At 35.2% G+C, this 11,946-nt stretch carries 10 protein-coding genes; 4 read left to right on the top strand and 6 right to left on the bottom strand.

What is annotated here, in order from left to right; all coding sequences use genetic code 11:
- The first annotated feature begins 232 nt into the window (after window positions 1-232).
- The 4 genes from CDL10_RS07715 (at window position 233) to CDL10_RS07730 (ending at window position 5,797) form a co-directional block, all read left to right on the top strand.
- A complete protein-coding gene (locus tag CDL10_RS07715; protein WP_165772997.1) occupies window positions 233-1,474 on the top strand; it encodes an efflux RND transporter periplasmic adaptor subunit in 1,242 nt (413 codons plus the stop codon).
- A gap of 183 nt (window positions 1,475-1,657) precedes the next feature.
- Window positions 1,658-2,359, top strand: coding sequence for an ABC transporter ATP-binding protein (locus CDL10_RS07720; RefSeq protein WP_100677996.1), 702 nt, complete (start codon window positions 1,658-1,660; stop codon window positions 2,357-2,359).
- Window positions 2,360-2,503: 144 nt separating this feature from the next.
- Window positions 2,504-3,253: a head GIN domain-containing protein gene (locus CDL10_RS07725; protein WP_100677997.1), complete on the top strand. Its 750-nt coding sequence runs from the start codon at window positions 2,504-2,506 to the stop codon at window positions 3,251-3,253.
- A gap of 132 nt (window positions 3,254-3,385) precedes the next feature.
- On the top strand, window positions 3,386-5,797 hold the full coding sequence (locus CDL10_RS07730) for an ABC transporter permease (protein ID WP_100677998.1): 2,412 nt from the start codon (window positions 3,386-3,388) through the stop codon (window positions 5,795-5,797).
- A 125-nt stretch (window positions 5,798-5,922) separates the two neighbouring features.
- Here CDL10_RS07730 and CDL10_RS07735 read toward each other — a convergent pair whose 3' ends face one another.
- The 6 genes from CDL10_RS07735 to CDL10_RS07760 form a co-directional block, all read right to left on the bottom strand.
- On the bottom strand, window positions 5,923-6,714 hold the full coding sequence (locus CDL10_RS07735; RefSeq protein ID WP_100677999.1) for a CPBP family intramembrane glutamic endopeptidase: 792 nt from the start codon (window positions 6,712-6,714) through the stop codon (window positions 5,923-5,925).
- 333 nt (window positions 6,715-7,047) lie between these two features.
- Window positions 7,048-9,198, bottom strand: a complete 2,151-nt coding sequence (locus tag CDL10_RS07740; protein WP_100678000.1) for a S46 family peptidase — start codon at window positions 9,196-9,198, stop codon at window positions 7,048-7,050.
- 69 nt (window positions 9,199-9,267) lie between these two features.
- Window positions 9,268-9,717 carry a GNAT family N-acetyltransferase gene (locus CDL10_RS07745; RefSeq protein ID WP_100678001.1) on the bottom strand — a complete coding sequence of 150 codons (450 nt, stop codon included), beginning with the start codon at window positions 9,715-9,717 and terminating at the stop codon, window positions 9,268-9,270.
- 10 nt (window positions 9,718-9,727) lie between these two features.
- Window positions 9,728-10,807 (bottom strand): agmatinase family protein, encoded by a 1,080-nt coding sequence (locus tag CDL10_RS07750; protein WP_100678002.1) that lies wholly within the window; start codon window positions 10,805-10,807, stop codon window positions 9,728-9,730.
- Between the two features lie 58 nt (window positions 10,808-10,865).
- A complete protein-coding gene (locus CDL10_RS07755) occupies window positions 10,866-11,498 on the bottom strand; it encodes a hypothetical protein (protein ID WP_100678003.1) in 633 nt (210 codons plus the stop codon).
- Window positions 11,499-11,570: 72 nt separating this feature from the next.
- The gene (locus tag CDL10_RS07760; protein WP_100678683.1) at window positions 11,571-11,933 is read right to left on the bottom strand and encodes a PUR family DNA/RNA-binding protein; all 363 of its coding nucleotides are present in this window, start codon (window positions 11,931-11,933) and stop codon (window positions 11,571-11,573) included.
- Window positions 11,934-11,946 lie beyond the last annotated feature (13 nt).

Genomic DNA, 11,946 nt, shown 5'->3' on the forward strand with positions numbered 1-11,946 from the left:
TTAAAAGAATTTTTTACAGATTTTCCATCTCAAATCATTTTATTCCATCTTTTTCTTTTCTCTTTTTTCTATTTTCTAAATAAAATCGTCCGTTTCCGAACGTACACTTGTCCGTTTTCGGACAGTTTGTTTTTGTTCTAAAATTCTTCTTTTTTCAATATCAATGCTTTACAGGTTTTTAAAGTTATGGCACAGATATTTCTTATTGATTATCAGTCAAATAAACGATATCGTGGACAAAGTTATAAAACGTAAAAGTAATAAAAAACGAAATCTGATACTAATCGGAAGTGCTGTTTTAATATTCGGATTTTTGGGATATTTATCTCTGACAAAAAAACGAGCATTAAACGTAAAAACATCAGAAGTTTTAATCAAAGAGGTTAAACTTGACTATTTTGAAGATTTTATTGTTTTTCAGGCAAAAACAGAACCGTTACATTCAATGCTTATCAACGTAATTGAAGGAGGCTCGGTTCAGGAAATTTATGTTGAAAACGGAAGTATGGTTGAAAAAGGACAAGCACTTGCACGATTGTACAATCCGAATACGGAACTCGGATATTTGACACAGGAAACAGCCATTATTGAGCAAATCAATAATCTGAATGTCGGAAAACTGAATTTAAGAAATCAGGAATTAAACCTGATGAATGATTTGATTGCTATTGAACACGATTTTAATAATGCAAAAAACCTGTATGACCGAAACAAAAAACTCATCGAAAAAGGTGTAATTTCCAGAAACGAATGGACGATTTCCGAAGAAAGTTATCGTTATCAATTGGAAAGAAAAAATATCATTCAGGAAAGCATCGAAAAAGAAAAGCAAACCAATGCTGTTCAAATTGCACAAATGAATCAATCTATTGCTACAATGCATAAAAGCTTGGAAATACTGAAGAAAAATAAACAAAACTTTATTGTTTTGTCTCCACTTGCCGGTAGGTTGTCTTCGTTTGACCCGATTCTAGGAAAAACCTATAATGCAGGAGAAAGCATCGGGAAAATTGATGTGATGAAAGGTTACAAACTTACCGCTCAAGTTGATGAATTTTATTTAGATAAAATAGCAGTCGGGCAAAAAGGTCAAATAGAATATAAAGGAAATATTGTTGAAGTTCAGGTTACAAAAGTGCTTCCGGAAGTAAAATCAGGGCGTTTTGATGTAGAGCTGAATTTCCTAACAAAAGAAGAATTAGCTTTACAGGAAGGAATCAGTTTTGGAGTGAAATTGATTTTATCCGAAAAAGACCAGAAATTGGTTTTACCTAAAGGAAGTTTTTATCAAGAAACTACAGGAAATTGGATATTTGTTGTAAACGGGCAAAAAGCAGAAAGAAGACAAATAAAACTTGGAAAAGAAAACCCGTATTATTACGAAGTTTTGGAGGGATTATATGAAGGGGAAAAAGTAATCACTTCGTCCTACAAAGATTATAAAGATGTGGAGGAATTGAATTTAGAGAATTAGAATTTTAGAGAAAAGAGAATAGAACACAGAAAACAGACAAGTTTCGTCAGTTTGAGTAGCGAAGTGAAACGGAGCATATCGAGAACTTCTCGATACAATTTTTCTTCATTTTATTACGAAAAATTACTCGAAGTGACGGAACGATTAAACAAATAAACAGTTCAACAATTAAACAACGGAATTATGATACAAATACAAAATTTAAACCGAGTTTTCCAGGCAGAAGAAGTGGAAACAACCGCTTTAAACGAAATTAATTTAACGATAAATCAAGGGGATTTCATTTCGATTATGGGACCTTCGGGTTGTGGCAAATCAACACTTCTCAACATTATTGGATTGTTGGACAGTCCGACTTCAGGAAACTACAAATTATTGGATAAAGAAATGGCAAATCTCAAGGAAAAAGACAGAGCTAATGTCAGAAAACAAAACATTGGGTTTATTTTCCAGAATTTTAATTTGATTGATGAGCTTTCGGTTTATGATAACATCGAACTTCCTCTTATTTACAACGGATTTAAAGCATCTGAAAGAAAAGAAAAAGTAGAAAAGATTGCAGAAAAACTAAATATTTCTCACAGATTGAAACATTTTCCTCAACAATTATCAGGAGGTCAACAACAAAGAGTTGCGGTAGCCAGAGCTTTGGTTAATGAACCAAAAATCATTTTAGCCGATGAGCCAACAGGAAATCTGGACAGTAAAAACGGAAACGAAGTAATGGAGCTTCTGATGAATCTTCACGCAAACGGAGCTACAATTCTGATGGTTACTCACTCGTCTTATGATGCTTCTTTTTCTCAAAAAGTCATCGAAATGAGAGATGGAGTTATTTTCTCTGAAAAACAAAACCACAGAAATGTTGATGTTTTTTCGGAATAAAATCCTCCCCTAACCCCTCCGAAGGAGGGGAACTGTGAGAGGTAAAAAAAGAATCAAAGAAAAGAAGAATACTAAAACAATTATTAACAATTTAAAATTCCCGATTAAGCCCCTCTCCTTTGGAGAGGGGTTGGGGTGAGGATTATGATACGACTAATTTTATTTATAACAACGCTTGCTTTTTCAGTAATCAGCAATGCACAGGTGTCGGAGAACAGAATGGTTTCTGATTTTACACAAATACATACTTCAACGGGAGTAAATGTTTATTACATGCAATCTTCGGAAAAATCGATAAAGGTTGAAACGGATAATCAGGAAAAATTAAACAGAATCAAAACCGAAGTAAACGGAGGAAAACTAAAAATCTACATAAAATCCGTAAGGGAAAAAGACAATACATTCAAAAATCTGAAAATCTATGTTTCTGCACCTGACGTAAAAGTGTTTGAGGCAGATAGTGGTTCAAAAATTATTTTGGAAAACGGAGTAACTTCTGATTCAAAAATTGATATTGAAGTAAGTTCGGGTTCGCATATTTCAGGAAATCTGACTACAAAACAAATCGAAATCAAAGCAAGTTCAGGTTCGGCTTTCAAAGGAGAAATAAAAGCAAATTCCATTGATGTCGAAATAAATAGTGGTTCTAACGTAAGTATTTTGGGAAGTGCTGATAATCTGGAACTTGAAGTAAGCAGTGCATCGAACTTTACAGGAAAAGATTTTACCGCAAAAACAGCGAGCATCGAAGCAAACACGGCTTCAAATGTTACACTTACAGTAACCGAAAAAATCAAAGCAAGTGCAGATTCACTGGCTAAAATCAATTACTACGGAAATCCGAAAAATGCAACCAAAAATTCAAGCTCTTTAGGGGAGGTAAACGAAAAATAAGGTATTTCGTCAGTTCGAGTAGCGAAGCGTATCGAGAACTTCTCGATACAATTTTTCTCCATTTCATTACGAAAAATAACTCGAAGTGACGAAACTTTAAACCTTGAACATTAAACTTTAAACAAATCAACAATGTTACTAAACTGGCTAAAAATATTTATCTATCATTTCAAGCAAAACAAGTTGTTTTCGATCTTGAACATATTAGGATTAAGCATCGGAATCGCAGGGATAATCTTCTCGATTCTCTATCGAAACAACGAATTGCAATTCGACGCTTGGAATCCGTACAAAAAAGAAGTACATCAAGTGTTTGGTGATATGGGAGATGCAGGTGTCTGGAATACGCAGCCCGCACCATTAGCACCAATTGCTTTAGAAACGATCCCCGAAATAGAACTATACAGTTATTTTATTCCGTATTATAATGCTCCTTATCTGGAATATAACGGAAAAAATCACATTGTTCATCCTTCGTTAGATGCAGACGGAAATATTTTTGAAATGTTTCCTTTTGAATTTACCGAAGGAGATCCGAAAACCGCTTTAAAAGAAAAAAACAGCATTACTCTTTCAGAACAACTTGCTAAAGAAATTTTTGGAACAACTGAAAATCTGGTTGGAAAAACTATTAAATTAAGTGGAAAAGATGGAGTAATCAAAGGAATTTATAAGCTGAATGATAAAACTTCGATTCAACCGAAGCTAATATTTAACGGGATTTTATTTGACATAGAAGAGAACAAGGACCAATGGGGAAATTATAATTATGGACTTTGTTTCAAACTAAAAAAAGGAGCAGACAAAAAAGCAGTCGAACAAAAAGTAAACGATATTTATTTAGAATACCGAACCAAACATTGGGCTAAAGAAGAGGGGATTTCCTTAGAGGAATACATTGAACAATACGGACAAACCAAAGTTCTTCTCCAACCTTTGGAAACGGCTTATCTGAATGGTGTAGGAGACGGTTACCCTGAAAGTGCTGGAAATTATCAGTTACTTTTGATTATGATGGGGCTTTCCACGCTTATTCTTATTCTTTCGATTGTAAACTATATCAATTTGGCTACAGCCAATGCTATCCGGAGAGCTAAAGAAGTAGGCGTACGAAAAATTGTAGGAGCAGATAAAAGCCAAATTGTAAAACAATTCGTTTTTGAAACAGCCATCACTACATTTTTAGCAATTCTTATTTCACTGGCTATCGTAGAGCTCGTCCTTCCGTATTACAACGATTTTGTCGGAAGAAATTTAGATATGAACGGAACATCGTTCTTTATACAATTAGTACTTATTTTTATCGCAGTTGTTATATTCGCCGGAATTTTCCCTGCATTATATGTGGCTAATTTCGAAGCATTAAAAGTGCTAAAAGGAAACTTTTCGAGAAGTAAAAGCGGAATATGGCTCAGAAACGGAATGCTGGTATTTCAATTCGCCATCGCTTCTTTGTTTATCGTAGGTTCGTATGTGGTTTATCAACAGGTAGATTATATGAGCAACAAAGATTTAGGTTTTAAAGGCGATCAGATTATTAGGGTTCAATACAATTATCCAAATCCGAAATCCATTTATCAAGATTATTCACTCTTCAAAGAGCAGCTCTTAAAGATAAAAGGAGTTGAAGAAGTTTCTTCCGGAGCTTTCCGATTTGGCGGAGGAGCGAATTCTACTTCCTCATTTAAATACGACAAAAAGATGGTTCAGGCACAGAATATGGCAATAGATTTTGGTTTACTTGATTTGATGAATATAAAAATGATTGAAGGGAGAGATTTATCTGAAAAATTTGCCTCTGATACGATTTCAAATATGTTGGTAAATAGAACATTTGTTGAAAAAATGGGAATGAAAAACCCGATAGGTAAAAAAATCAATGTCTGGAATAATTCTGAATTTGAAATAGTCGGAGTTGTAGATGATTTTAACCTTTTAGATTTAGAATCCGAAATTCCTGCAATGGTATTCGTTAATGTTAAAGTAAGTTGGATGGCTTATAATATGAATAGTGTTTTTATCAAAATTTCTAAAGATAATATCGAAAAAACCATTTCGGATATTGATAAATTTTGGACAAAAGAAGTAGATAAAATCTATCCGTTTGATTATTATTTTGTTGATAAAAATTTTGCTAATACCTACCAGGAATATGTAAAGCAAAAGAATTTGTTTTTTGTGCTAAATGCAGTGGTTGTTTTAATCGCTCTCTTCGGATTATTTGCTTTGGCTTCGTATTCGATTCAGAGAAGAATGAAAGAAATTGCCATTAAAAAAACACTCGGAGCTGAAACTAAAATGCTTTTAAAATCACTAACTAAGCAGTATGTTATTTTCTGTATTATCGGATTTTTAATCGCTCTTTTTCCAACTTATCTGTTGCTGGAAAAATGGCTTTCGAACTTTGCTTTCAGGGTTGATATTTCGTTTGTTCCGTTTATAATCGGGTTTATTGTTCTGATGATTTTAACCTTGGTAATTGTGCTTTCAAAAGCCTACCAGGCCACAAAAATCGATGTATTAAAGTATTTGAAGTATGAATAGGTTTAGAGCCTGTTTAAAATAATGTTTTAATTTGAATTAGCGTTAGGTACTTTGGGAGTGATTCTGGTGTTCTGTATTAGAATGCTAAACACTCCTGCGGAACCTAAAACAAGTACAAACCGTAGTTATGCACTTTCTTTCTTTTTCAGTATCAATGTTTGTCTGTTGATTGCCATTGATTGATTTTTATATCTTTTAAAATAAATTGTAAATATGATTGCAATTAAGATTGTCAACCCTCTGAATATGTTTGCTTTCATACCTCCTAATGCTGTATTGTCAACTTCAAATAAACTCCACGAAAGATTCATCAAAGTATGTGTAAGTATCGGAACCCACAAATTATAATTCCACTCAGCATACAGCCAGGCAAAAAATACAGCTCCTGAGAAAGTAACCATAAAAATTCCGATTAATTCGCCGATGTTTTGACTTTGATATAAATGTCCCGAAGCAAAAATTAACGCCCCAAAAAATATGGCGGGGATAAAGCCTAAATTTGTTTTGCGGAATAATTGTCCAAATAAAAATCCTCTGAAATAGAGCTCTTCCATAAACCCAGCTACGAGCGTTCCGGCAATTAAATTCTCCATATCAATTTCGGGGTTGAATTGAAAGAAGAATAATCCGCCTAAAAACATGGGTAAAGTAAATAAAATACTCGTCCACAATCCTGTCGGCATATTTTTGGATAACCCAAGACTTTTTAAAATGGAAGTCTTTTTATCTATGAGAAATGTCCCGATAAAGATTGGAATACCAATGAGCAGATAAGTCAGAATATAACTGGTCAGTCCTTGCTGGGTTATCGTATCCAACCTACTCTTTATAGTCTGAAAATTCAGAAATAAAATATAATAAGCCAAAAAACTTAAGGCGACTATAATAAATGTTCTAAGAGATTTTGTTGTCTTCATTCCGTTCTAAAAATTTTTATTTTGGACATAATACTGAAAAATAGTTGGTCAAATCGTTTGTAAGCCTTATGAATAAAGGGCTGGATAAAAGTTTTATGAAACGTATTTCATAAAACTTTTTCTTTGTCTTAAAAATGGCAAAAAAAGCAATGTTGGGTTTTCTCAATCAATAAAACCCGTTGAACAACAATTTTTATTTTGTAAAGATACAACTCTTGGCAAAAAAGTATTTATCTTTTTAGTATATGAAAAATGAATATTTTATTAGACCAAACCAATAAAAAAACGCCAACTGAAATTTCAGTTGACGTTTTTAGAATTAAACTATCGTTATTATTTTCCTTTTTTAGGGTGCACCAATTTCATTTCTTCAATCAAGTGCTTGGCACCGGCATATTTGTCGATGATAAACAATATGTATCTTGCGTCAACCATAATGTTTCTACAAATTTCCGGGTCATAATAAATATCGCTCATTGTACCTTCCCAAACACGGTCAAAGTTTAACCCGATTAAGTTTCCGTGTGCATCAATCGCCGGCGAACCAGAATTTCCGCCTGTAGTATGATTAGTTCCAATAAAATTAACCGGAAGTTTACCGTTTTTGTCGGCATAAACACCATAATCTTTATCGTTGTATAACTGAATCAATTTCTCGGAAACATCAAACTCATAATCTCCCGGTACGTATTTTTCCATCACACCGTCAAGATATGTAACAGGCGAATAGGTTACGGCATCTTTAGGTTCATATCCGTTTACTTTACCATAAGTAACCCGCAAAGTGCTGTTGGCATCAGGGAAAATTCGGGCATCAGGAAAAAGTTCCAACTGGGCTTTCATGTAATTACGTTGCAATCCGGATATTTCCTGACTCAAACGTTCGTAATCATTCGCAATCCGGCTGAAATAATTTTCGCCCATGTCTTTAGCAATACGAAAACCTTTGTCATTATTCAGTTTTTTGAAAACCGTTTCACCATCGCCGGTCAAAATTTCTTTTAATGTAGCGTAAGAAGTCAGTGCCGACGTATCATAAATTTCATCTCCCAGCTTTTCGTGGTCAATATTCTGAATAGAATCCGGTGTTAAATCTGCCGGTGATTTTTCTCCATACAATGCCACTACTTTTTTGAACACTTCTCTGTCCACCTGAGCATTGTAATCTTTATAAAAACTTTCCAGATTTTCGATAAGGTTGTTTCTTCTGTCATTGAACGATTGCTCGCCTCTGGAACGGTAAACATTTTCTAACTGATACAACTGAAAACCTACTGTCAGTAATTCTGCATTACGCAAAGCGACTTCAAGGAAATATTCTCTCGCCAAAGCATAAGGCTCAATCTCTGCATACAAACCATCGAATTGTGGCAACAAATCGCCATATTCTGCTTGTTTATTCGTTTGTTTAACTTTGTCGGTAAACTGTTGTTCTAAATCTTTTTTATGAGCAATCGCATTAGATTTTTTCAATCCCTGGCTCTCTCCTATCCATTTTTTCCAATAGTTGGCGATACGGGCAAATTTGGAAGCATACTGAATTTTGATTTGCTGGTCTTCCCGCATATAAGAGTCAACTACTTTTAGGGCTTCATCTCTGATTTCTATTCTTGCCGGGTTAAGCACGTCCACGATTTGCTCTACGGCAACAGCCGGCAAATACTCCTGTGTTTGTCCCGGAAAACCGAAAACCAAGGTAAAATCGCCTTCTTCCACTCCGTCCAAAGAAACCGGTAAATAATGTTTCGGTGTGTACGGAACGTTATCTGCCGAATATTCAGCCGGCTTGTTGTCTTTATCCGCATAAATTCTGAACAAAGCAAAATCGCCGGTATGTCTTGGCCAAACCCAGTTATCGGTATCTGAGCCAAATTTCCCGATAGATGACGGCGGTGCTCCAACCAAACGGATATCTTTATAGGTTTCAGTTAAAAAAAGCATATATTGATTTCCGTCAAAAAATGCTCTCACACTGGTGTCTTGCCAGTTTTCTTTTGGATATTCATTACGGATTTGAGCTATATTTCGTTCTATCTGAGCTTGTTTTTCTGCTTCTGAACTCAGATTTTCTGTTCCTTCAAATGCTTGTTGCGTCACATCTTCAATCTTCACAATAAATGTCACGTCCAAATCCGGATTAGGTAATTCTTCGGCTAAACTCATTGCCCAGAAACCGTCCTGCAAATAGTCGTTTTCTACACTCGAATGAGATTGAATTTCGCCATAACCGCAGTGATGATTAGTCAGCAATAATCCTTGCGGGGAAATTACTTCGGAAGTACAACCACCGTTGAAATGAGCAATAGCGTCTTTCAGACTCGAATTGTTGACGTGGTAAATATCGTCTGCCGACATTTTCATGCCCAGACTTTTCATTTCGGATTCATTCATGCCACCCAACAGCGAAGGAACCCACATTCCGCCTTGTTGTGCATATACAGAAACCGAAAATAAGGCAATAAAGAGTAATTTAGTTAACTTCATAGATATAAATTTTCGTTGTTTATTTAATTCGGGAAAGATACAATTTTTCAGCTGTATGAAAAAATTTCATTACGGCTTATAACACATCAAACTTCTGTGATGGTGTTTCCAGCCCAGTTTTTCATACAAAGACTGAGCTGGTTTGTTATGCGGTTCAACTTCGAGAAACATTCGTTTTAAACCTTCTTTTTCAGCGAGATGCTGAACAAATGCTACTGCTTGCTTACCAATTCCTTTTCCACGCATTTTGTCGTCAATATACAATTCGTCCAAAAAAGAGATTGTTCCGCCAAACTCGAAACTGAACAAATAGTTTATGATAATATAACCCACAAAATCATCACCTGATTTAATCATAAAAATTTTTGCCTGATTCGGTTGATTCAATATATACTGGTAATTTTCTCTCGTTTTATTTTCATTAATCGGATAATTATCAATATTATAAAAATCTTTCATTAACGCAATAAAATCACTTTCGTTTTCTTTTTGTGCCGGTAAAAAATTTATTGGGTTCATACATGTAATTTTAAACAAAACAAATTCTCTCTCCGGTTTTCAATCCTGTATTTTTAGCGAAAATTCCGCATAAATGGAACAACAATCTTGCTCCCACGTTACCGTCCCACTCGTCTTCGCCGGGCGAAACTTCCACCAAATCAATTCCGACAATTTTTTTATCGCTACCGGCTAATCGGTTAAGTAAATAAATTGCTTGTTCATAGCTCAGTCCTCCCGGAACCGGTGTGCCTGTATTGGGACAATACCATTGCTGCAAAGCGTCTATATCAAAGCTAATCGCTACATTTTCAGGTAATCGGGAAATTATTTCATCGCAGATATGTTGCCATGTTTTGCCTTCAAACAATTGATTTTTTATATCGGCATCGGTAAAAACATCTACTTTGGAACTGCTTTTCACAAAATTCACTTCGGTTTCACTAAAATCACGGATTCCGACCTGAACGATTTTAGAAATCTGCTGTATCTGGGCAGCGTTATACATAATGGAAGCATGAGAATGTTCAAAACCTTCGTAGGCTTTTCGCAAATCCATGTGAGCGTCCAGATGCAAAATGCCAAAATTGTCATATTGACGTGCCAAAGCCTGATAATATCCGTATGGTGTAGAGTGGTCGCCGCCAAGCAAAATGACTCTTTTGCCCTGATTTATCCAATACATTGTTCGTTCGGCCACTTCCGCATTTAGCTGTGCTGATGCTTTGTTTATCGTTTGTAGATTCTCTCTTAATTCCGCAGACTGATTAATATCTTCCCCTAATTCCAATGCGTCAATAATAGGTTCAGCCAAATCTTTCAAGTCTTCGCTTCTGGCTTTCCAATCATAAGGCGGGTTATCCATAAAAATTCCTGATTTCCATAAATCCGGAAAATCCTGATGCAGCAAATCCACCTGAAAAGATGCATTGAATATTGCCTGTGGCCCCTCGCCTGCTCCACCGCCATAACTTACGGTAACTTCCCACGGAACGGGCAAAATGATAATTTCGCTTTCATGTTCGTCGAAAGGCAATCCATAAATTGAAGCATCCGCCAAACCAGGTTGCGACGGGTCAAAATTCTTTATTTTTTCAGTTTTTGTATTCATAGAGTTCGTTTAACGTTTAAAGTTTTTTTGTTTAAGGTTGAAATTTTTCGTCCAAAATCTAAAATCTTAAATAAAACTTTTTGCTGTAAAATAATATGTTTTTCCGGATATAATCCCGAATATCAGCATCGGGCATTCCGTTTTTCTTTAATTGCTGATATACATTGACATACGCATTGGTTCCATGAAATTTTTTCCATTGATTTTCTTTGAGTATAGACATTTGCAAAGCATTAAATTCACGTTTGCGGGTTACTTTTCCGCGTCTGAATTCCATAACGAGATAGTTCTCATAAACAGGATGCAAACTGTCTCTTGTGTAATCTGGTTCGCCCAATCCGACTTCAAATAATCCGGAAATCCAGTACAACGGGCGAGTCAAATCGGGACGGTCGTGCAAAAGATTGTTTCCGTTTATCCAATTTTCTGTTTTGTCTTTGACCTTTAAATTAGTCAGATAAATCAGGCTGTCCTGAGCAATGGTGAATTCGGCGATATAATTGCGATGCAAAATAGTGCCGTCGCTTTCGACAATCCGCTGTGACGGAAACTGATTAAAAAGGCTTTCGAGATGATGATAACGATAATCATAACTTTGATTATCAATCGTGATTTTTTCAGGGAAATATTCTTGTGAAAAAGCATACAATCCGCAGAAAAAAGTAATAAGTAACGTAATTGTTTTTTTCATAAACTTTGATTGAGAAAAAAACACCGGCTAAACAGAAATAGCCGGTGTTTTTTATGAAGATGTTTTCATCTATTAAATATCTTCAAAGCTAACATTGGTAAAATCTGTAGTTGCTTCAACACCAACGGTTTCTTCTTTTTTGAAGTCTTTTTGATGTCTTTCAGAGATTACTTCTTCGCCTTTTTCATTCAACACATAACCGGTTACTTCGTCCAGGATTTCTCTGAACTCTGTAAAATCTTCTTTGTAAAGATAGATTTTGTGTTTTTTGAAGTGGAATGAACCGTCTTCTTCCGTAAATTTTTTACTTTCAGTAACAGTCACATAGTAATCACCTGCACGTGTTTCTCTTACGTCAAAAAAATAAGTTCGACGACCGGCTCTCAATACTTTAGAAAAGATTTCTTCTTTTTCAATCGTTTCGTTTTCTCTCATAATCATTCATTCA

Origin of the sequence: Avrilella dinanensis (genome assembly GCF_002807015.1) — a bacterium.
GTDB classification, from domain to species: Bacteria; Bacteroidota; Bacteroidia; order Flavobacteriales; family Flavobacteriaceae; genus Flavobacterium; species Flavobacterium dinanensis.

Excerpts from the sequence above, each read along its gene's own strand:
- CDL10_RS07720 (WP_100677996.1), top strand. The coding sequence starts at position 1,658 with ATGATACAAATACAAAATTTAAACCGAGTTTTCCAGGCAGAAGAAGTG.
- CDL10_RS07725 (WP_100677997.1), top strand. The coding sequence starts at position 2,504 with ATGATACGACTAATTTTATTTATAACAACGCTTGCTTTTTCAGTAATC.
- CDL10_RS07730 (WP_100677998.1), top strand. The coding sequence starts at position 3,386 with ATGTTACTAAACTGGCTAAAAATATTTATCTATCATTTCAAGCAAAAC.
- CDL10_RS07735 (WP_100677999.1), bottom strand. The coding sequence starts at position 6,714 with ATGAAGACAACAAAATCTCTTAGAACATTTATTATAGTCGCCTTAAGT.
- CDL10_RS07740 (WP_100678000.1), bottom strand. The coding sequence starts at position 9,198 with ATGAAGTTAACTAAATTACTCTTTATTGCCTTATTTTCGGTTTCTGTA.
- CDL10_RS07745 (WP_100678001.1), bottom strand. The coding sequence starts at position 9,717 with ATGAACCCAATAAATTTTTTACCGGCACAAAAAGAAAACGAAAGTGAT.
- CDL10_RS07750 (WP_100678002.1), bottom strand. The coding sequence starts at position 10,807 with ATGAATACAAAAACTGAAAAAATAAAGAATTTTGACCCGTCGCAACCT.
- CDL10_RS07755 (WP_100678003.1), bottom strand. The coding sequence starts at position 11,498 with ATGAAAAAAACAATTACGTTACTTATTACTTTTTTCTGCGGATTGTAT.
- CDL10_RS07760 (WP_100678683.1), bottom strand. The coding sequence starts at position 11,933 with ATGAGAGAAAACGAAACGATTGAAAAAGAAGAAATCTTTTCTAAAGTA.